The 19,568-nt window shown below is 73.3% G+C and carries 18 protein-coding genes; 5 read left to right on the plus strand and 13 right to left on the minus strand.

Annotation, left to right across the window (positions count from 1 at the left end):
* Positions 1 to 138 precede the first annotated feature (138 nt).
* The 7 genes from ABZ564_RS11085 to mshD all read right to left on the minus strand — a co-directional run bounded on the left by ABZ564_RS11085 (position 139) and on the right by mshD (position 7,362).
* Positions 139 to 570: an NUDIX hydrolase gene (locus ABZ564_RS11085; RefSeq protein ID WP_360853483.1), complete on the minus strand. Its 432-nt coding sequence runs from the start codon at positions 568 to 570 to the stop codon at positions 139 to 141.
* An 8-nt stretch (positions 571 to 578) separates the two neighbouring features.
* The gene (locus tag ABZ564_RS11090; protein WP_360853133.1) at positions 579 to 1,601 is read right to left on the minus strand and encodes a CHAD domain-containing protein; all 1,023 of its coding nucleotides are present in this window, start codon (positions 1,599 to 1,601) and stop codon (positions 579 to 581) included.
* Positions 1,588 to 3,843 (minus strand): RNA degradosome polyphosphate kinase, encoded by a 2,256-nt coding sequence (locus tag ABZ564_RS11095; protein WP_360853136.1) that lies wholly within the window; start codon positions 3,841 to 3,843, stop codon positions 1,588 to 1,590. The genes ABZ564_RS11090 and ABZ564_RS11095 overlap by 14 nt, the downstream gene beginning before the upstream one ends.
* Before the next feature lie 251 nt (positions 3,844 to 4,094).
* Entirely contained in the window at positions 4,095 to 5,042 is a 948-nt protein-coding gene (locus ABZ564_RS11100; protein ID WP_360853140.1) for an ABC transporter permease, read from the minus strand.
* Positions 5,039 to 5,929, minus strand: coding sequence for an ABC transporter ATP-binding protein (locus ABZ564_RS11105; RefSeq protein ID WP_360853143.1), 891 nt, complete (start codon positions 5,927 to 5,929; stop codon positions 5,039 to 5,041). Before ABZ564_RS11105 ends, ABZ564_RS11100 begins: the two co-directional genes overlap by 4 nt.
* Positions 5,926 to 6,336 (minus strand): GntR family transcriptional regulator, encoded by a 411-nt coding sequence (locus ABZ564_RS11110; protein ID WP_360853146.1) that lies wholly within the window; start codon positions 6,334 to 6,336, stop codon positions 5,926 to 5,928. The genes ABZ564_RS11105 and ABZ564_RS11110 overlap by 4 nt, the downstream gene beginning before the upstream one ends.
* An 87-nt stretch (positions 6,337 to 6,423) precedes the next feature.
* Positions 6,424 to 7,362, minus strand: coding sequence for a mycothiol synthase (mshD, locus tag ABZ564_RS11115; RefSeq protein WP_360853149.1), 939 nt, complete (start codon positions 7,360 to 7,362; stop codon positions 6,424 to 6,426).
* A 246-nt stretch (positions 7,363 to 7,608) separates the two neighbouring features.
* On the opposite strand from mshD, the gene ABZ564_RS11120 reads away from it, so the two are divergent.
* On the plus strand, positions 7,609 to 9,462 hold the full coding sequence (locus ABZ564_RS11120) for a 5'-nucleotidase C-terminal domain-containing protein (RefSeq protein ID WP_360853152.1): 1,854 nt from the start codon (positions 7,609 to 7,611) through the stop codon (positions 9,460 to 9,462).
* A gap of 97 nt (positions 9,463 to 9,559) precedes the next feature.
* Here the strand turns inward: ABZ564_RS11120 and ABZ564_RS11125 are convergent, their stop codons facing one another.
* The 6 genes from ABZ564_RS11125 to ABZ564_RS11150 form a co-directional block, all read right to left on the minus strand.
* On the minus strand, positions 9,560 to 10,363 hold the full coding sequence (locus ABZ564_RS11125) for an alpha/beta hydrolase (RefSeq protein WP_360853155.1): 804 nt from the start codon (positions 10,361 to 10,363) through the stop codon (positions 9,560 to 9,562).
* A gap of 120 nt (positions 10,364 to 10,483) precedes the next feature.
* Complete coding sequence (locus ABZ564_RS11130; RefSeq protein ID WP_360853158.1) at positions 10,484 to 11,923, minus strand: HAMP domain-containing sensor histidine kinase; 1,440 nt, start codon at positions 11,921 to 11,923, stop codon at positions 10,484 to 10,486.
* Entirely contained in the window at positions 11,920 to 12,651 is a 732-nt protein-coding gene (locus tag ABZ564_RS11135; RefSeq protein ID WP_360853161.1) for a response regulator transcription factor, read from the minus strand. The genes ABZ564_RS11130 and ABZ564_RS11135 overlap by 4 nt, the downstream gene beginning before the upstream one ends.
* Positions 12,652 to 12,710: 59 nt before the next feature.
* On the minus strand, positions 12,711 to 13,844 hold the full coding sequence (locus ABZ564_RS11140; RefSeq protein ID WP_360853166.1) for a trypsin-like peptidase domain-containing protein: 1,134 nt from the start codon (positions 13,842 to 13,844) through the stop codon (positions 12,711 to 12,713).
* A gap of 91 nt (positions 13,845 to 13,935) precedes the next feature.
* Positions 13,936 to 14,982, minus strand: coding sequence for a LacI family DNA-binding transcriptional regulator (locus tag ABZ564_RS11145; RefSeq protein WP_360853169.1), 1,047 nt, complete (start codon positions 14,980 to 14,982; stop codon positions 13,936 to 13,938).
* Positions 14,983 to 15,006: 24 nt separating this feature from the next.
* Positions 15,007 to 15,792 (minus strand): response regulator transcription factor, encoded by a 786-nt coding sequence (locus tag ABZ564_RS11150; protein ID WP_360853172.1) that lies wholly within the window; start codon positions 15,790 to 15,792, stop codon positions 15,007 to 15,009.
* 243 nt (positions 15,793 to 16,035) lie between these two features.
* On the opposite strand from ABZ564_RS11150, the gene ABZ564_RS11155 reads away from it, so the two are divergent.
* From ABZ564_RS11155 to ABZ564_RS11170, 4 genes are all read left to right on the plus strand, one after another.
* A complete protein-coding gene (locus ABZ564_RS11155; protein WP_360853175.1) occupies positions 16,036 to 16,920 on the plus strand; it encodes an alpha/beta fold hydrolase in 885 nt (294 codons plus the stop codon).
* Between the two features lie 65 nt (positions 16,921 to 16,985).
* Positions 16,986 to 17,240: a MoaD/ThiS family protein gene (locus ABZ564_RS11160; RefSeq protein WP_360853178.1), complete on the plus strand. Its 255-nt coding sequence runs from the start codon at positions 16,986 to 16,988 to the stop codon at positions 17,238 to 17,240.
* 10 nt (positions 17,241 to 17,250) lie between these two features.
* Positions 17,251 to 18,606 carry a hypothetical protein gene (locus tag ABZ564_RS11165; protein ID WP_360853181.1) on the plus strand — a complete coding sequence of 452 codons (1,356 nt, stop codon included), beginning with the start codon at positions 17,251 to 17,253 and terminating at the stop codon, positions 18,604 to 18,606.
* 168 nt (positions 18,607 to 18,774) lie between these two features.
* Positions 18,775 to 19,464, plus strand: a complete 690-nt coding sequence (locus ABZ564_RS11170) for a DUF2993 domain-containing protein (RefSeq protein WP_360853184.1) — start codon at positions 18,775 to 18,777, stop codon at positions 19,462 to 19,464.
* Positions 19,465 to 19,568 lie beyond the last annotated feature (104 nt).

A 19,568-nucleotide genomic window follows, 5' to 3' on the forward strand; every position in this document is an offset into this window, starting at 1 on the left:
CTGCACCCGGTAGGTCTGAAATTAGGCAGAACAGGTGACGTGGTCTGCGGGGGTGGGTGAACGGGGGGTGAACCGTGTCGGGCGGCCAGGTTCCGGCCCCGCGCGTGGGTGGCCGGGACGTTCGCGTCGGTCCCGTTCTCAGGCGCCGGACGGCCCGGGGCCCTCCGGCAGCGTCTTCAGCGCCGCGTCCAGGACGTCGCGGTCGCGGGGCTGCGTCAGGCGGGCCCGGGCGGCCGCCGGCGGCAGCCACAGCACGGCGTCCACCTCGCGGTTCGGGACGAAGGAGCCCGCCGTGGCCTCGGCGGACCAGTACGTGACCTCCTTCGGGCGGCCGTGGGCGACGTACCGGACCATGGGCAGCGCGACCCCGGGCACACAGTGGTGGCCCGTCTCCTCCAGGACCTCGCGGACCGCCGCCTCCCGCAGGGACTCGCCGCGCTTCAGCTTGCCCTTGGGGAACGACCAGTCGTCGTAACGCGGCCGGTGTACGAGGCACAGCTCCACGCCCTCGGCGGACGCGGGCGGGCGGCGCCACAGGACGCAGCCCGCCGCCCGCACCGTGGTGCCCACCGCCCCGGTCACGGCCGGATCGCCGCCGCGGTCGTCGCGTACGGCCAGCTCTCGCGGAACACCGCGCGCGCCGCCTCCACCTCGTGGCGCTGGTCGGCGTGCAGCACGCCGAGGGCGTACGCGGTCGCGGGCGCGATCCTCGGCGTGCGGGCGGCCGTGGCCGCCGCGCCGGCCGCCTCCGCCGCGTCCCGGTGCAGATCGAGGGCGTGGCCCGGGGCGGCCAGGACCGGGTCGGGGGTGCCGTGCACCACCTCGTGGGCGTACCGGTGCAGCCGGAGCAGCAGCCGGGTCTGGTGCCAGAACGCGTCGTGCCCCTCGTTGTACGGCTCCGCCGACTCGTCCGACGGCAGCGCGGCCACCGCTCCGAGCAGCCGCTGCTCCGCCCGGTCCGCGGGCTCGCCCAGCAGCTCATGGGCGGGGCCGGTCGCGGCGGGGGAGAGCGGGACCTCGGAGGCGAGGAGCGCGACCGCGTCGGCCACGGCGTGGAAGCGGGCGGAGCCGAGGGCCTGGAGGGCGGCGGAGTGGGCGCGGGTCCGGGCCAGGGTGAGCTGCCGCTCCAGCAGCGCGCCGGCGCGGGCGGCGCCGACGCCGAGGACGGGGCGGCCCTTGCCGGTGGCGTCGCCGGAGGTCCGGGCGGCCGGGAGCGGGGTGTCGCCGGACAGCCCGTGCAGCGCTTCGAGGAGCCGGGCCAGCCGGTCCCCGTACGCGTGCTCGCGGGCCAGGGTGCCGGACAGCCAGGACAGCTCGGTGCACAGCTGCTCGGCCCAGAGGGGGTCGAGCGCGGTGCGGAAGGTGTGCAGGGCGCCGCCGATCCGGCGGCAGGAGCGGCGCAGCGCGGCGGCGCCCTGTTCGGCGGCGGGGGAACCGGCGTCCGTGGGTGCGGTGTTCTCGCGGTGCAGGCGCAGGCTCCGCAGGAAGTCCGCTGCCTGGCTGCGCAGGTAGGGGCCGAGTACCGCCCCCGCGCTCACGCCGGTGATGCCGGGCGCGTGGGCCGGGGCGGCGGCCTGGGTCTGGTGGTCAGGGCGTCGCACGCCGGCGCCTCCGGGCGTCAATGAGCATTTCCTGTACGTGCCGCAGGGGCTTGCCGTCCGCGTCCGCGGAGTGCCGGGTCCAGTTGCCGTCGGGGCCCAGGTGCCAGGAGGCGGTGGTGTCGGCCATGCCGGTCTCCAGGAGGCGGCTGAGCGCGGCGCGGTGGGCGGGGTCGGTGACCCGGACCAGGGCCTCGATGCGGCGGTCGAGGTTTCGGTGCATCATGTCGGCGCTGCCGAACCAGACTTCGGGCTCGCCGCCGTTGCCGAAGGCGAAGACCCGGGAGTGTTCGAGGAAGCGGCCGAGGATCGAGCGGACCCGGATGTTCTCGGAGAGGCCGGCGACGCCGGGCCGGATCGCGCAGATGCCGCGCACCCAGATGTCGACGGGGACGCCGGCCTGGGCGGCCCGGTAGCAGGCGTCGATGATCGCCTCGTCGACCATCGAGTTGACCTTGATCCGTACGTAGGCGGGGCGGCCGGCCCGGTGGTGGGTCACTTCCTTGGTGATGCGGGCGACCAGGCCGTCGCGGAGCGACCTGGGGGCGACGAGCAGGCGGCGGTAGGTCTCGCGGCGGGAGTAGCCGGAGAGCCGGTTGAAGAGGTCGGAGAGGTCGGCGCCCACCTGCGGGTCGGCGGTGAGCAGGCCGAGGTCCTCGTAGAGCCGGGCCGTCTTCGGGTGGTAGTTGCCGGTGCCGACGTGCGAGTAGCGGCGCAGGGTGTCGCCCTCCTGGCGGACGACGAGGGAGAGCTTGCAGTGGGTCTTCAGGCCGACGAGGCCGTAGACGACGTGGCAGCCGGCCTCCTCCAGCTTGCGCGCCCACTTGATGTTGGCCTGCTCGTCGAAGCGGGCCTTGATCTCGACGAGGACGAGGACCTGCTTGCCGGACTCGGCGGCGTCGATGAGGGCGTCCACTATCGGCGAGTCGCCCGAGGTCCGGTACAGCGTCTGCTTGATCGCGAGGACGTCCGGGTCGCCCGCCGCCTGCTCCAGGAACGCCTGCACGGAGGTGGAGAAGGAGTCGTACGGGTGGTGCAGCAGCACGTCCCGCTCGCGCACCGCCGCGAAGATGTCCGGCGCGGACGCGGACTCCACCTCGGCGAGGTCGCGGTGGGTGCCGGCGATGAACTTGGGGTACTTCAGCTCGGGCCGGTCCAGCGACGCCACGCCGAAGAGTCCGGTGAGGTCGAGCGGTCCGGGCAGCGGGTAGACCTCGGCGTCGGACACCTTCAGCTCGCGGACCAGCAGGTCCAGCACGTACGGGTCGATGGACTCCTCGACCTCCAGGCGGACCGGCGGGCCGAAGCGGCGCCGCATGAGCTCCTTCTCCAGGGCCTTCAGGAGGTTCTCGGCGTCGTCCTCCTCGACCTCCAGGTCCTCGTTCCTGGTGACCCGGAACATGTGGTGCGCCAGCACCTCCATGCCCGGGAACAGCTCCTCCAGGTGGGCCGCGATGACGTCCTCTATGGGGACGTAGCGCTGCGGCGACGCCTCCAGGAAGCGGGTCAGCAGCGGCGGCACCTTGACCCGGGCGAAGTGGCGGTGGCCGCTGACCGGGTTGCGTACGACGACGGCGAGGTTGAGCGAGAGGCCGGAGATGTACGGGAAGGGGTGCGCCGGGTCCACGGCGAGGGGGGTGAGGACGGGGAAGACGCGCTGGCGGAAGAAGGTGAACAGGCGGGCCTGTTCCTTCTCGGTCAGCTCCGGCCAGCGGATCAGCTGGATGCCCTCGTCGGACAGGGCGGGGGCGATGTCCTGCTGGAAGCAGGCGGCGTGCCGGGCCATGAGCTCGCGCGAGCGGGTCCAGATCAGGTCCAGCACCTCGCGGGGCTGGAGACCGGACGCGGACCGGTTGGCGACCCCGGTCGCGATGCGGCGCTTGAGGCCGGCCACCCGGACCATGAAGAACTCGTCCAGGTTGGACGCGAAGATCGCCAGGAAGTTGGCGCGCTCCAGCAGGGGCGTGGCCGGGTCCTCGGCCAGCTCCAGAACGCGTTCGTTGAACGCGAGCCAACTGCGTTCCCGGTCCAGGAACCGGCCCTGGGGCAGCTCGTCGCCGTCCACGTCGGGTTCGTACGCGTCGGCGTCGGCGTCGATGTCGGGGTCGAAATCGGCGGCGGTGGACAGACCGGCCTCCTGCGACGAGGAGGCGGCGACGGCGTGCGGCCGGTGTGCGGCGAGGGCGCCGAGGGACGGCTGGACGGCGGGCTGGACCGGGACCTCGGAGCTGGGCTGCTGGCTCATGAGCCCATTGTTCCGCGCGGAGCGCTCCTGGGGCGCGTCGGAGGAGGACGAGATCGCGAGAACGCCGCGGTCGGGGCGCGTTCTGCCGGGATTTCGGCCGTTGCGGGGGGACGGCACAGCTGGCTGCATCCTCAGAGGGTCGCAAGGGCGTCTGAATGCCTGGTTACGACGACATGACGTGCGGGAAGCGGTGGGTGGCCGTGTGTGGGGCCTCGTCCGGGGCGGGACCCCGGACGAGGTTTCGAAGAGCGTCAGGCGTGGTAGCGGCGCAGCACCCGGAAGGCGAGCGCGGTGGCGGCTGCGGCGAGGAGGAGCAGGATGCAGCTCTCCATGAGCTGGAGGGGCCAGAAATGGGAGACGGGGTGGTAGTCGACGAAGCCGGTGACCCCGCCCTGGTCCCTCAGGCAGTCCGGGCCCACGGAGTCCCGCGTGAAGCAGTCCTTCCAGTAGAGCTCCTTGCCGGAAGAGGTGAGCATGCCCGACTCGATGGGCCAGGAACCGTTCTTCCAGTCGAGGGGGCTGAGATCGCGGACCGTGGGCCAGAGCTCGTAGCGGCGCTTGCCGAAGCCGTACATGACCGTGCCCACGACGACGGCCGTGAGGGCCATGGCCGGAAGGGTGCGGCGTACGAGCACGGCGCACAGGGCGCCGACGGCCACGGCGAACAGGGCGTAGGCGACAGCGACCGGGCCGAGGGCGGGGTAGGTCCCGTCGCCGAACCACGCGAGCTCGACGGGCGCGTCGACGAGGACACCCGACCTGCCCCACCGGTAGACGAGCACCATCACCGTCACGCCCGCGGCCGCCAGGACGGCGGGCAGGGCGAGCCGGGCCGCGAGCCAGCGGGCGGGCGGGACGGACTGGGCCCAGGCGAAGCGGAACGCGCCGCTCTCCAGTTCGCGGGCGACCAGCGGGCCCGCGACGAAGACCCCGATGAGCAGGGAGAGCGTCAGGAGGACGAGGCCTCCGCCCGACAGATAGCTCTGGGTCGCGCTGCGGGCGTAGGTGGGCAGGTAGGTGCCGTCGCCGCAGCGCGTGGTGTCGCCGTCGGCGCAGTTCTCGGGCGAGGCGGCGACCCAGATCCGGAGCCCGATGATCGCGGCGACGCCCAGGACCACGAGCGCTCCGCCCGCCCACAGCGAGCCTCGCTGCATCCGTACGACGACCCGTGCCGGACCCCGCAGGGCAGTCGCGCTCACGCGGCCACCGCCTGACGTGCCGTCGCGCTCGGTGTGAGCAGCGCGGGGGCGTCCGGGGAGCGCAGGTGGGCCAGCAGCAGTTCCTCCAGGGAGGGTTGTGCCGTCTCCCAGGCGGTGTCCACCGGCCCCTCCGGGCGGATCAGCGCGGTCAGGGCGCGGCCCGTGGTGCGGGACTCCACCACCGTGTGCGGGGCGAGGTCGCGTACGGGGCCGGTGAGCAGCGTGTGCGCGGCGATCAGGTCGTCCGTCTCGCCGCCGAGGCGGACGCGGCCGCCGTCGACGAGGAGCAGGTGGTCGCAGACGCCCTCCAGCTCGCCGAGGATGTGCGAGGACATCACTATGGTGGTTCCGTGCTCGGCGGCCTCGGCCATCAGGGCGCCCATCAGCTGGTGGCGGGCGAGGGGGTCGAGGTCGGCCATCGGCTCGTCGAGCAGCAGCAGTTCGGCCCGCTTGCCGAGCGCGAGGGCGAGGGCGAGGCGGGTGCGCTGGCCGCCGGACAGCTCGCGGACCTTCGCGCCGGAGGGCAGCGGTCCGGCGACGCGTTCGGCCGCGTCCCGGTCCCAGCTGTCCGGGTTCAGCTCCGCGCCCGCCCACAGCGTTTCGGAGACCGTCAACTGCGGGTAGAGCGGCTTGTCCTGGGCCACGTACGCCATCAGGCCACGCGTCTCGCCGGGCGCCGAGCCCAGGACCCGCAGCGTTCCCTCGGCAGGCCGCAGGAAACCCGCCGCCAGGGCGAGCAGGGTGGACTTGCCGGCGCCATTGGGGCCGACGAGCGCGCAGACGGCGCCGACGGGCAGCCGGAACGCGCAGTCGCGCAGCGCCCAGCCGCCTCCGCGGCCCCGGTATCTCATGCCGAGGCCTTCGGCCTCCAGCGCGGTGCCTGTCATCGGTCCTGGTCCCCCTCGAATGTGCTGTCCAGTACGGCGGTGAAGAGCGCGCTCACGTCGTCGCGTTCGAGTCCGGCGGCCCGTGCCCGGTCCGCCCAGGCGGTGAGTTCGGCGCGCAGCGGGGAGTCGTCGGCGGCCGCCGCGCCGCCGAGCGACCGGGTGACGAAGGTGCCGAGGCCGCGCCGGGCCTCGACGAGCCCTTCGCGTTCCAGCTCGCGGTAGGCCTTGAGCACGGTGTTGGGGTTGATCGCGGTGGCCTCGACGACCTCCCGGGCGGTGGGCAGCCGGTCGCCCGGCTCCAGCAGGCCCAGGCGCAGGGCCTGTCTGGTCTGCTGGACGATCTGGAGGTAGGTGGCGACGCCGCTGCGCCGGTCGATGCGGAACTCGACTGCCGCGGACTCTGCCATCTTCACCCTTTCACTAATTGAGTAGTGAAAGGGTGGCGTAAGGAAGGGACGGCGTCAAGCGGCGCCGTCCCCGGGGGAGTTGGATGGTCAGGACTCCGTGCGGTACATCAGGTCGACCTCGTGGGTGACGAAGCCCATGCGCTCGTACACGGCGAGAGCGGCCGGGTTGTCCGCGTCGACGTAGAGCATCGCGGTCGGCAGGCCCTCGGCGGCCAGGTGGTGCAGCCCGATCGCGGTGAGGGCCTTGCCGAGGCCGCCGCCCTGCGCGTCGGGCCGGATGCCGACCACGTACACCTCGCCGAGCCGCTCCTCGGCGTGCACCTTCGTCCAGTGGAAGCCGATCAGCTCGGTTCCGCCCGCCCCGTCCTCGCGCTCGGCCAGGAAGAAGCCCTTCGGGTCGAACCAGGGTTCGGCCTTGCGGTCGTCCAGGTCGCGCTGGGTCAGCGAGCCCTGCTCGGGGTGGTGGGCGAACGCCGCACTGTTCACGGCGAGCCAGGCGGCGTCGTCCTCGCCCGGGACGAAGGTGCGGACGGTGACGCCCGGGGGGAGGACCGGTTCGGCGAGGTTCAGCGGGTTCAACGGGCGGCGCAGCTGGCGCAGTTCCCGGAACAGGGACAGGCCGAGGACCTGGGCCAGGTGGCGCGCCGAGGCCTTTCCGCCGTGCGCCCACACCCGCAGCCGCTTCCCGGTGGCGGCGAGCAGGGCCGCCCCGAGCGCGCGGCCGTGCCCGTGGCCCCGGTGCGAGGGGTGGACGACCAGCTCGGCGGCCGGCGCCTCCACGGGGTCGGTGTCCTCCAGCTGCGCGTACCCGGCGAGCACGCCCCCGGCGGAGAGCAGGAAGTGCCGTACGCCTTCCCGCTCCCCGCCCCGCAGCTGAAGACGGCCCTGCTCCGACACGGCCTGCCGGCCGTCGGACCGCGCGGCCTCGGCGAGCAGGTCGAGCACGGCCGCGGCCTGGTCGGGGGAGAGGGTGTCGAGCGTCTGGATCTCGCGTCCGGGGGCGGGGAGGGGTGCGTCTGTCGTCATGGTACGAGCGTAAGGGCCTGCGGCCGGGGGCCCGTGGTTGCTTGCCCGGCCCGGGCGCGGGGTGCCGTCCTCCGCCACCGGGCGGGCGCGGGGGCGGCCCCGGACGGGTGAATCACCCCCGTCGCCACCGGTCGGCAACCAGTTCGTAACCCCAAACACCTGTCGCGCTACGCGCGTTGACCCTAGGCTGCGGCTCGCGTCCTCGGACGCGCACTCGAACCACCCGCTGAACTCACAAGGGGACCGATGTCAGCGACACCGCAGAAGAACCGCGCGTCCCGGCGGGTGCTCGCCGCCGCGGCCGGTCTCGCCACCGTGGGCGCGCTCGTCGCCGCCGTGCCTGCAGGCGCCCACGGCCACGGGCACCACACCCCGGCCCGGACCGTCGACGTACAGCTGCTGTCCTTCAACGACCTGCACGGCAACCTGGAGCCGCCGGCCGGCTCGGCCGGCACGGTCACCCAGACGCAGGCCGACGGCACGACGAAGGCGATCCCGGCCGGCGGCGTGGAGTACCTCGCCTCCTCGCTGCGCGCCGCCCGCGAGGGCCACCCGTACTCGATCACCGCGGCCGGCGGTGACATGGTCGGCGCGAGCCCGCTGCTGTCGGGTCTCTTCCACGACGAGCCGACCATCGAGGCGCTCAACAAGATCGACCTCGATGTGACGAGCGTCGGCAACCACGAGTTCGACGAGGGGGCCACCGAGCTGGGCCGTCTCCAGAACGGCGGCTGCCACCCGGTCGAGGGGTGCTACGAGAAGGGCAAGGAGTTCCAGGGCGCCGACTTCCCGTACCTGGCGGCCAACGTGACGGCCGAGAAGACCGGGAAGCCGGTCCTCAAGCCGTACACGGTGTGGAAGAAGAACGGCGTCAGGATCGGCTTCATCGGGGTGACCCTGGAGGGCACGCCGAACATCGTGACGGCCAACGGCGTCAAGGGCCTGAAGTTCCACGACGAGGTCGAGACGATCAACAAGTACGCCAAGGAGCTGGACCGCCAGGGTGTGAAGTCGATCGTCGCCCTGATCCACGAGGGCGGCGCGCCCGCCTCCGGCTCGTACGACTACGACTGCGACAGCCCGGGCGCCGGCGACGGCATCTCCGGGCCGATCACGGACATCGCCAAGGGCATCACGCCGAAGGTGGACGCCCTGGTCACGGGCCACACCCACCAGGCGTACGTCTGCACGATCCCGGACCCGGCGGGCAACCCGCGCCTGGTCACGTCGGCCGCCTCGTTCGGCCGGCTGTACACGGACACGACCCTCACGTACGACCGCCGCACCGGCGACATCGTGCGCACGGCGGTGGAGGGCAGCGACAGGACGGGCTCGAAGCACCACGGCTCCGCCCCGTCGAACCCGGTCTCCGCGAACCACCTCGTCGGCCGGGACCAGACGCCGGCCAAGGACATGACGGACCTGATCGCCCGCTGGAACACCCTCGCGGCCCCGGTCTCGAACCGGCCGCAGGGCTACATCTCCGCGGACATCGACGGCCGCGGTTCCACGGCCCTGGAGAAGCCGCTCGGCGACCTGATCGCCGACGCGCAGCTGGAGGGCCTGGCTCCGGCGGACAAGGGCGGTGCGGTCGTCGCCTTCATGAATCCGGGCGGCATCCGCGCGGACCTGGTGCACAAGGCGTCGGGCAGTGAGGGCGACGGTGTCGTCACGTACGGCGAGGCGTTCACCGTGCAGCCCTTCACCAACATGATGAACGTCGTCGACCTGACCGGCGCGCAGCTCGTCAGCGCCCTCAAGCAGCAGGTCAGCGGCGCGAACGAGGCCAGCCCGAAGATCCTCCAGGTCTCGAGGGGTCTCACCTACACGCTGGACCTGACGAAGTCCGGCGCGGACCGCGTGGTCGCCGACACGATCAGGCTGAACGGCGAGGCGATCGACCCGGGCAAGACGTACCGCGTCGCGATGAACGAGTTCCTGGCGGGCGGCGGTGACGGCTTCGCGGCGCTCGGCCAGGGCACCGACAAGCTGGTCGGCGCCTCCGACCTGGACCTGTTCAACGCCTACCTGGCCGCGCACTCCTCGGCCTCGGCCCCGCTGGCCCCGCCGGTGACCGACCGGATCACGGTCGTGCGGTAGCAGGGCGGCAGAGGGGAGGGGCCGCGGACCGGTTCGACCGGCCCGCGGCCCCTCCCTCTTTCTCTCCTCGCGGGCGTGTCCGGGTGAGGACCCTCCCTCACAGTCCCGCGAGGAACTCCCGTACCGCCCGCGCGAACCCGTCCGGGTCCTGGAGCTGCACGAAGTGATCGGTCTCCAGGGTGACCAGCGAGGTGCGCGGCCGGCGTGCGGCCATGGCGGCGGCCTGCTCGGCGGGCAGGGCCTGGCTCGTGCGGCCGTTGATCACCAGGGCCGGGCAGGTGCTCGCCAGCCACTGCGCCCAGTGGTCGCCGTGCACCTGCCGCTCGGATTCGAGCGTGTCCCGCGGGTGGAACGGCAGCCGCCAGCCGCCCTCCGGCAGCGGGCGCAGCAGCGGCCCGACCATCGGCCCCACCGGACCGCAGGCGGCGATCAGCTCCTCGCGCGTCGGCGCGGTGTACGGGAACCCGGCGAGGAACGCCAGCGGCCCGGGTTCCTGGTGGGGCAGGTCGACCGGCGAGTCGACGTCGACGAGCGCGGCCACCAGGTCCGGCCGCTCGGCCGCGAGGTGCAGCGCGTTGACGCCGCCCAGCGAGTGCCCGAGGGCGACGACCGGACCGGTCGCCAGCTCGCCGAGCAGGGCGACGAGGTCGGCCACGTACCCCTCACGGCTGTAGTCGTCGGCCCGGTCGGAGTCGCCGTGGCCGCGCTGGTCGGGCGCGATGACCCGCCACTTTGGCCCGAGCGCGGCCGCCAGACCGTCGAACGACGAGCCCTCGGAGAGGTGCCCGTGCAGCGCGAGGAGCGGCCGGCCGGTGGCGGGGCCGTGGTCGAGGCAGGACAGGCGGCGGCCGTCGAGGGTGAGGGTGCGACGGGCGGCCCGGGGTGCGGTCTGCTGTGTCATGGCGGTGACTGTACGGCTGTATGGATCGATCGCGCAATACGTTTGTATAGAACGAACGCGCCAAACATTCGCACCCGTGGTCGTCGACTCCGAGGGAGGCGGTGCGAGGTTCGGGCGGTGTTACTCCCGCCCCCCGTCCGGCGGGGGCTGCGGCGCCCCCGGGAGGGTGATCGACGCTTCCGTGCCCCCGCCCGGGGCCGGGGCCAGGGCGATGTGGCCGCCCGACTGGTGGACCGTGCGGGCCACGATCGACAGGCCCAGGCCGGAGCCCGGGAGCTGGCGGGCGGACGGGGAGCGCCAGAAGCGTTCGAAGACGTGGGGGAGTTCGTCGGCGGGGATGCCGGGGCCGTGGTCCCGGACCGTCAGCCGGCCCCGGTGCAGCACCACGTCGATCGTGCCCCCGGACGGGCTGAACTTCACCGCGTTGTCCAGGACGTTGACGATCGCCCGTTCCAGCGCGGCCGGTTCGGCCCGTACGTACCAGGGGGCCAGGTCCTCCGTGACCGTCAGTTCGGGGCCCCGCAGCCGGGCGCGCCGGAGTGCGGCGCGGGTGACGTCGTGCAGGGCCACCACCTGGAGCGGGCCCGGCTGGGCGGCGTCCGGACGGGCCAGTTCCTGGAGGTCGCCGATGAGCGCGGCCAGCTCCGTCATCTGCGCCTTGACCGAGGACATCAGCGCCCTGCGGTCGTCCGGCGGGATCGCCCGGCCCGTCTCGTCGCTGCGGGCCAGCAGCTCCACGTTGGTGCGGAGCGAGGTGAGCGGGGTGCGCAGCTCGTGGCCCGCGTCCGCGATGAGCTGGGCCTGCCGGTCGCGGGAGGTGGCCAGCGAGGCGGTCATCGAGTTGAACGACCGGGACAGCCGCGCGATCTCGTCCTCCCCCTCGACCGGGATGCGGACGGTCAGGTCCTCGGTCCGGGCCACGTGCTCGACGGCCTCGGTGAGCTCGTCGACGGGGCGCAGACCGGAGCGGGCGACCCAGAGGCCGGCGGCGCCGGCGCCGATGACGCCGATGCCGGAGACGAGGAGGAGGACCCAGGCCAGTGTGGAGAGGGGGCTGCCGATCTCGCTGAGGGGGCGGGCGATGGCCACGCCGAGGTCGGTACGAGGCTGGGCCGGGCCCGACCCGCGTGGCGTCGTCACCGTCACCGGGTAGGTGAAGACGCGCATCCTCACACCGTCGGCGTCGGTCTCGGTGTGCAGCGGCCCGGGCCGGTCGCCTCCGACCACCGCGAGATCGGCCTCGGTCACCGGCAGTCCGGGTGAGCCGGGGGCGCTGCAGGCGGTCCCCTGGGCGTCGATGAGCTGGACGGTGAGACCGGTGTAGGGCGAGGGCGGAAGCTTGCTGGTACGGACGCAGTACTCGTACAGGTCGCTCAGGTAGTTGTTGTCGACCCTCGTGCCCCGCAACGTCGCATCCCGCTGTTCCTCCAGCTGCGCCTTCGTCACGAACCAGCACGCCGCCGCCACCGCCGCCACCGCCACCGCCACCGCCGTCGCGACCAGCAACGCCAGCCGGGAGCGGAGCGGCAGCGCGCGGACGCGGTGCAGGGGGCCCGTCATCCGTCACCCCCGCCCGAGCGGAGCGCGTACCCCACGCCCCGGACGGTGTGGACGAGGCGCGGTTCGCCGCCGGCCTCCGTCTTGCGGCGGAGGTACATCACGTACACGTCCAGGGAGTTGGAGCTCGGCTCGAAGTCGAAGCCCCACACCGCCTTGAGGATCTGCTCGCGGGTCAGCACCTGGCGCGGGTGCGCGAGGAACATCTCCAGGAGGGTGAACTCGGTACGGGTCAGCTCCACGCGCCGGGTGCCGCGGGTGACCTCGCGGGTGGCGAGGTCCATGCGAAGGTCGGCGAAGGAGAGCACGTTGTCGTCGGCGGCGGGGCCGCCCGCGGCCGCCGCGTACGAGCTGCGGCGCAGCAGGGCCCGGATGCGGGCGAACAGCTCGTCCAGCTCGAACGGCTTGACCAGGTAGTCGTCGGCGCCCGCGTCGAGTCCGGTGACGCGGTCGCCGACGGTGTCCCGGGCCGTGAGCATCAGGATGGGCGTGGTGGTGCCGGTGGAGCGGATGCGGCGCGCGGCGGTCAGGCCGTCCATGCGGGGCATCTGGATGTCCAGGACGATGAGGTCGGGGGCGTACGACTCCGCCTTGGCGAGCGCGTCGAGACCGTCGACGGCCACCTCGGTGCCGTATCCCTCGAACGCGAGGCTGCGCCGCAGCGCCTCGCGCACGGCGGGCTCGTCGTCGACGATCAGGATGCGCTGCGGATCGTCATCGGCGGGGCTCATCGCTGCTCGTCCTCTTCTCGTTCGGTGCGGGCGGGCCCCAGTTTCTCAGCCCCGTCCGCTCAGGAACCGTTCCCGGCCCGCAGGGTGTCGAGGTCGGCCTTCAGGGTGTTCACCGGGATCGCGAAGCCGAGGCCGACACTGCCCGCGCTCGAGCTGTCCGAGCCGCTGGCCGAGCTCGCCGAGTACATGGCCGAGTTGATGCCGATGATCTCGCCGTCCATGTTGATCAGCGCGCCGCCGGAGTTGCCCGGGTTGAGGGAGGCGTCGGTCTGGATGGCCTTGTACGTGGTGGTGGACTCGCCGGTGTCGCCGTTGAACTGCTGTCCGCCGAACTGGAACGGCCACTGCCGGCCGCCGCCCTGCTGCTCCTGCTCCTGACCGCTGTCGCCGTCCTTGGCGACCGTGACGTCGCGGTCGAGGGCGGAGACGATGCCGCTCGTGACGGTGCCGGTCAGTCCCTCGGGCGAGCCGATCGCGACGACCTCGTCGCCGACGGCGACCCCGGAGGAGTCGCCGAGGGTGGCCGTCTTCAGGCCGCTCGCGCCCTGGAGCCTGATCAGGGCGAGGTCCTTGTCGGCGTCGGTGCCGACGACGTCGGCGGTGTACGTCTTGCCGGTGCTCAGCGTGACCTTGATCTGCGAGGCGCCCGCGATGACGTGGTTGTTGGTGACGATCTCGCCGTCGGACGTGATGACCACGCCGGACCCGGTCGACTGACCGGCCGTCGAGGTCGCGCCGATCTCCACGATCGTCGGAGAGAGGGCCGCGGCCACACCGGCCACCGTGCCCTTGCTGCTCTGCGAGACGGTGGTGCCCGGGACGATGCCGCCCCCGGCGGCGGTGGCCGTGCCGTCGTCGGTGAGCCTGCCGATCACCGTCGCCGTGCCGCCGCCGATGATCGCCGCCGCGATGGCCACCGCCGCGAGGAGCGCGACCGGCCTGCGGACCCGGCGCCGGGCGGCGGGCGGCTCGGCGCCGGGCTGCGCGGGGCCGTGACCGTACAGGCCGTCACCGCCGCCGGCCCCGCCGTAGTGCGCGTCGGCCGGGACGGGGGCGGGCCACACGGTGGTCCCGGCGCCCATCGGCACCGGCCGGACCGGCTGGTATGACGGCGGTGGCGGGTAGGCCGGGTCGCCGTTGCCGTACGAGGGGTACATCGGGTACTCGCCGCTCGGGCGCTGGCTCTCTGTCATGTCTATGAGACTGTCCGGCCAAGATGAGAGGAGCGTGAGGGCGCCCTGAGAAGCCCGGCAGAACCGCGTATGCCCGATGTAAAGGGTGCCCCTACGGCAGCGTGCGTCCCGCCGGCTCCCCGCAGCCGCACGAGCGGCGGACCACGAGCGCCGACGGGAACTGCTTCAGCCGCTCCCGCCGCGACCCCGCCACCCGCAGCGAGTCGTCGAGCACCAGGTCCACCGCCGCCCGGGCCATCGCCGGGCGGTCCGAGAAGACCGTGGTGAGCGGCGGATCGGTCAGACCGGCTTCCTTCACGTCGTCGAAGCCGGCCACGGCCAGCTCGCCCGGCACGTCGATGCGCAGTTCGCGCGCGGCCCGCAGCACGCCGATGGCCTGGTCGTCCGTGGTGCAGAAGATGGCCGGCGGCCTGTCCGGTCCTGCGAGCAGCTCCAGGGCCACCCGGTAGGCGTCGTAACGGTTGTACGGGGCCTGGAAGAGGCGGCCCTCCGTGGAGCGGCCCGACTCGTGCATCGCGCGGCGCCAGCCCTCGACGTGGTCGGCGACCGGGTCGCCGACGGCCGGGGTCGACTCCATGCCGCCGAGGCACGCCACGTACGCGTTGCCGTGTTCCAGCAGGTGGCGGGTGGCGAGCTGGGCGCCGCCGACGTCGTCCGTGACGACCGCGACGTCGTCGATCGCCTCGGGCCGCTCGTGCAGCAGTACGACCCGGGCGTCCCACGCCTCTATCTCCGCGGCCGCGCGCTCGCTGGGGCCCTGGCTGACCAGGATCAGACCGGAGACCCGCATGCCGAGGAAGGCCCGCAGGTAGTGGACCTCGCGTTCGTCGCGGTAGTCGGAGTTGCCGACGAGGACCATTTTCCCGCGCTCGGCCGCGGCCTGTTCGACCGCGTGCGCCATCTCCGCGAAGAACGGCTGCCGGGCGTCCGGCACGATCATCCCTATGAGATCGGTCCGCCGCGAGGCCATCGCCTGGGCGACCCGGTCGGGCCGGTAGCCCAGCTCCTTGATCGCGGCGAGCACCCGCTCGCGCGTGGCCGGGGCGACCGGCCGGGGTCCGTTGTTGATGACGTAACTGACCACCGCGGTCGACGTCCCCGCCAGTCTCGCCACATCGTCCCGCGTCACCTTGGCCACGCGCGGCAGTCTACGCGGATGGAACTACCTCTTGGCAGGCCGGACCGGGGCTTCTTCCGTGACCTCGGCAACGGTCGGCTGCTCCGAACGGGTGACCTCCCGCGCGGCCGCCTTGGCCTCCTCGGCCGCGCGCTCGACCTTCTCCGGGGCGACGAAGCGGTAGCCCACGTTCCGCACGGTGCCGATCAGCGACTCGTGCTCGGGGCCGAGCTTGGCGCGCAGCCGCCGTACGTGCACGTCGACCGTCCGCGTACCGCCGAAGTAGTCGTAGCCCCAGACCTCCTGGAGCAGCTGGGCGCGGGTGAACACCCGGCCCGGGTGCTGGGCGAGGTATTTCAGCAGTTCGAATTCCTTGAAGGTGAGGTCCAGGACCCGGCCCTTGAGTTTCGCGCTGTAGGTCGCCTCGTCGACCGAGAGGTCGCCGTTGCGGATCTCCATCGGGGAGTCGTCGGCGGTGATCTGCTGCCGGCCGGTCGCCAGCCGCAGCCGCGCCTCGACCTCGGCGGGACCCGCGGTGTCCAGCAGCACGTCGTCGATGCCCCAGTCCGCGGTGACGGCCGCGAGCCCGCCCTCCGTGACGACGAGGATCAGCGGGCAGCCGGGTCCGGTGGACCGCAGCAGCTGACAGAGCGAGCGGACCTGGGGCAGGTCGCGGCGCCCGTCCACGAGGATGACGTCGGCACCCGGGGTGTCGACGAGTGCGGGGCCCTCGGCGGGTGCCACGCGCACGCTGTGCAGCAGGAGGCCGAGGGCGGGGAGCACCTCCGTCGACGGCTGGAGGGCATTGGTCAGGAGCAGCAGGGAACTCATCGCCGCCCACCTGCCCTGTTCGTCGGTCGGTGATCGTGCACGGTTGGCTCGCCCATGACGTCGGTCCTCCTCGTTCCCTGCGAGAGGGGCACTCCCAGGTCGGCCCCGGGGGAGTATGCGGCTCTGCTTCGTACGCTGGTGTTCCGCTGAGCTTGTCGAAACGTTGCCGTAACAACGCCCGGAAAGCACAAAAGGACCCGGGGGCTGCTCTGCCCGGATCCTCTTCACAGGAGAATAACCCACATGAGTTCTGTGTCCGAGGGGAGAATTCCGGATTCCGCTGTTCGCTCGGTCACGCGCGGTCCGTCCCGGGCCGTGTTGCGGGCGGATGACGGGACCTGGATCGAGGCGGTGTACGACCCGTGTACGGCAGATGACGGCACGGATACGGCGTTCGTCGTCGCGCACGGATTCACCGGTTCGGTGGACCGCCCGGCGGTGCGACGGGCCGTGCGGACGTTCTCCCGGCGCGCGGCGGTGGTGACCTTCTCCTTCCGGGGTCACGGCAGGTCGGGCGGGCTGTCCACGGTGGGCGACCGCGAGGTGCTGGACCTGGCGGCGGCGGTCGCCTGGGCGCGTTCGCTCGGACACCGGCGGGTGGTGACGGTCGGCTTCTCGATGGGCGGCTCGGTGGTGCTGCGGCACGGTGCGCTGTACGCGGACCGGGCGGCGGACGGCGGGGGCCGGGGCAGCGACGGGAACGTTGCGGAGCACGTGGGGCGCACAGGGGCGCGTACGGGGGCACACGCGGACGCGGTGGTGTCCGTGAGCGCTCCCGCGCGCTGGTACTACCGGGGGACGGCTCCGATGCGCCGTCTGCACTGGATGGTGACCCGGCCCGCCGGGCGGCTGGTGGGCCGGTACGGCTTCCGCACCCGCATCCATCACGACGAGTGGGACCCGGTCCCGCTCTCCCCGGTCGAGGCCGCCGCCCTGATCGCCCCGGCCCCCCTGTTGATCGTGCACGGCGACCGGGACCCGTACTTCCCGCTCGACCACCCGCGCATGCTGGCCGCCGCCGCGGGCGACGCGGCGGACCTGTGGCTGGAGCGCGGCATGGGGCACGCGGAGAACGCGGCCGACGAGACCTTGCTCACCCGCATCGCCGACTGGGCGGTGGAGCGGTGAACCATGATGGGCAGCCGGTGTCCCCCGAACCGGCACCGACCGAACGGAACGAAAGGAGCGCCGCCATGCCTGCGGGAACGATCCGTTACTGGGCAGCCGCCAAGGCCGCGGCCGGGACCGCGGAGGAGCCGTACGCCGCCGCGACCCTCAGGGAGGCGCTCGACGCGGTGCGCGAGCGGCACCCCGGCGAGCTGAGCCGCGTACTGCGAAGGTGTTCGTTCCTCGTCGACGGCGACCCCGTCGGGACCCGGAGCCATGAGACCGTACGCCTTGCCGAGGGCGGCACGGTCGAGGTGCTCCCGCCGTTCGCAGGAGGGTGAACCGCAGCACATGAGCGACGATCAGCAGCATCCGTACCACCCGGGCCCGGACCAGCGGCCGCAGTACGGCTACGGGCAGGACCAGCAGTCCCCGTACGCGCACGGCCAGGACCCGCAGCAGTACGCGCACGGGCAGGACCAGCAGCCCCCGTACGGGTACGCGCAGGATCCGCAGCAGTACGGCCACCCGCAGCAGTACGGCCACCCGCAGCAGTACGGCCACCCGCAGGAGCAGTACGGCCACCCGCAGCAGAACGCGTACCCGCGGCAGGCGTACGGCGACCCGTCCCACGGCGGCCCCGCGTACGGCGGGCAGGGGTACCCGGACCCCTCGGCCGGGCAGCCGGACCAGGGCGCCACCCAGACCTGGCAGGGCCAGACCTGGGACACCCAGTACCAGCCGTCCGTCCCGTCCGGCCCGGCCACGCCCTCGGCCCCCGGCGACGCCGCCGGCAGCGCGCCCCGGCTTCCGGAGCACACCGCCGCCCCCGGCACCGGCTCCTACCCGCTGCCGCCCGAGGTCCACACGGAACCCGAGCCCGCCCCCGCGCCCGCCGGACCGGCCGACGCCGAGGGGTACGGCGCGCCCACGACCCTGGGCAACGCCCGCGTCACCGACGCGCAGCGCGCCCGGGCCGAGGGGCGTTCCCCGATCATCGCGCCGGGAATCCAGCCGGCCGCGCTCACCGCGGCGCTCGGGCTGCTGCTGGCGCTCGGCGCGGCGATCGGTCCGTACGCGCTGGCCGTGCCGCTGGTGCTGCTCCAGGCGGTGACGGCGGCGGGCTGGTTCCGGCTCAACGGCATGTGGCCGGCCCGGCAGGGCATCGCGCTGGCGTTCGCCGGCGGCGTGGTCGCCGACGCGGCGCTGCTGGCGGCGGGCCGGGAGAACGGTCCGGCCGCGATCATCGGCACGCTCGGCGTCTGGGTGCTGCTGACCGTGGTCCTCCAGCTGCGCAGCCGGGCCGGCGCCGACGAGCGGATGCAGGGCCTGATGGCCACCGTCGCCTCCGCCGCGCTCGCGGTGCTGGCGGCCGGGCACCTCGCGGCCGTCCCGGACGCCGTGACGGTGGGCGCGGTCGCCGTCGCCGGCGCCGTGCTCGTACGGGCGCTGCCCCTGCCGGGGCCGGTCTCGGCCGTGGCGGCGGCGGTCGTCGCGGCGGGGGCGGGAGCGCTGGCGGGCGCCGCCACCGACCTGGGCGCGAAGGGCGCGCTGCTCGGCCTCGCCGCCGGGGTCTGCGCGCTGATCGGGCTGCGGGTGGCGAGCTATGACTACCCGTCACGCTTCGTGCACATGACGGCGGGTGTCGCCCTGCCGCTCACCGCGGCCGCGCCGGCCGTCTACCTGCTGGGCCGCGTACTGGCGTAGTCCCGCACCGCTCGGATCCGTACCGGTTCATCGGCATGGCGAAGCCCTCCACGGGGAACCGTTGGGGGGCTTTCGCTCGTCGATCACGCGGGGGACGTGCCGTGCGGCCGGCAGGAGGCCCGCGGGCCCCGGGGGTCCGTACGGACGGCAGGGTGGGGAAGGACAGGCATGCGTGCACTGCGAATATCGGCCGTCGTCTTGGCGATCCTGGTGGTGGTGTTCGTCGCCGTGGACCGGGTGGCGGTGTACGTCGCCGAGTCGCAGGCCGAGGACCGGGTGAAGGTGCCCGGCGCGCAGATCGGCTCCACCGACGTCTCCGTCAAGGGCTTTCCGTTCCTCACCCAGGTCGCCGGATCGGAGCTCGACGAGGTCCACGTGAAGATCACCGACATCGAGACCCACGCCGCCGGTCGCGCGCTGCGGATCTCCACCATGGACGCCGACCTGCGCGACGTGCGCCTGACCGACGGCTTCTCCGGCGCCACCGCCGCCCGTGCCACGGGGACGGCCGTCATCTCGTACGAGGACCTGACCGAGGCCGCCAGCGACGGCGTCGCGGTCGAGTACGGCGGCAAGGGCAAGGTGAAGGTGACCGGGGCGGTCGACGTCCTGGGGCGCACGGTCTCGCGCAGCGTCCTGTCCACCGTCACCCTGGTCGACGGCCACACCGTCCGCGTCCACGCGGACAAGGTGCCGGGCGAGGGCATCCCCGGTCTGGAGAAGCTGGTCCGCGGGAAGACCGACTTCGAGCGCGAGGTCGGCGGACTGCCGAACGGCCTGAAGCTGGAGAGGATCCAGCCGACCGCCGGCGGACTGGAGATCTCGGTGACCGGCACCGACGTGCGCCTGGCGGGGTGACCGGGCCCGCGAGCGGGCAGGACCCGGACGGGAATCGAGGGGCCGGCCACATAGTGAGACGGTCTGGTCCGGTCCGCAGATGACCGGGGGTCCCGGCATCTCGC

The sequence above is a fragment of the Streptomyces sp. NPDC019224 genome (assembly GCF_040632605.1).
In the GTDB taxonomy this organism is placed as follows: domain Bacteria; phylum Actinomycetota; class Actinomycetes; order Streptomycetales; family Streptomycetaceae; genus Streptomyces.

Coding starts and splice junctions, on each gene's coding strand:
- ABZ564_RS11140 (WP_360853166.1), bottom strand. CDS start 13,844: ATGACAGAGAGCCAGCGCCCGAGCGGCGAGTACCCGATGTACCCCTCG.
- ABZ564_RS11150 (WP_360853172.1), bottom strand. CDS start 15,792: ATGAGTTCCCTGCTGCTCCTGACCAATGCCCTCCAGCCGTCGACGGAG.
- ABZ564_RS11120 (WP_360853152.1), top strand. CDS start 7,609: ATGTCAGCGACACCGCAGAAGAACCGCGCGTCCCGGCGGGTGCTCGCC.
- ABZ564_RS11160 (WP_360853178.1), top strand. CDS start 16,986: ATGCCTGCGGGAACGATCCGTTACTGGGCAGCCGCCAAGGCCGCGGCC.
- ABZ564_RS11135 (WP_360853161.1), bottom strand. CDS start 12,651: ATGAGCCCCGCCGATGACGATCCGCAGCGCATCCTGATCGTCGACGAC.
- ABZ564_RS11125 (WP_360853155.1), bottom strand. CDS start 10,363: ATGACACAGCAGACCGCACCCCGGGCCGCCCGTCGCACCCTCACCCTC.
- ABZ564_RS11095 (WP_360853136.1), bottom strand. CDS start 3,843: ATGAGCCAGCAGCCCAGCTCCGAGGTCCCGGTCCAGCCCGCCGTCCAG.
- ABZ564_RS11110 (WP_360853146.1), bottom strand. CDS start 6,336: ATGGCAGAGTCCGCGGCAGTCGAGTTCCGCATCGACCGGCGCAGCGGC.
- ABZ564_RS11105 (WP_360853143.1), bottom strand. CDS start 5,929: ATGACAGGCACCGCGCTGGAGGCCGAAGGCCTCGGCATGAGATACCGG.
- mshD (WP_360853149.1), bottom strand. CDS start 7,362: ATGACGACAGACGCACCCCTCCCCGCCCCCGGACGCGAGATCCAGACG.
- ABZ564_RS11165 (WP_360853181.1), top strand. CDS start 17,251: ATGAGCGACGATCAGCAGCATCCGTACCACCCGGGCCCGGACCAGCGG.
- ABZ564_RS11130 (WP_360853158.1), bottom strand. CDS start 11,923: ATGACGGGCCCCCTGCACCGCGTCCGCGCGCTGCCGCTCCGCTCCCGG.
- ABZ564_RS11155 (WP_360853175.1), top strand. CDS start 16,036: ATGAGTTCTGTGTCCGAGGGGAGAATTCCGGATTCCGCTGTTCGCTCG.
- ABZ564_RS11170 (WP_360853184.1), top strand. CDS start 18,775: ATGCGTGCACTGCGAATATCGGCCGTCGTCTTGGCGATCCTGGTGGTG.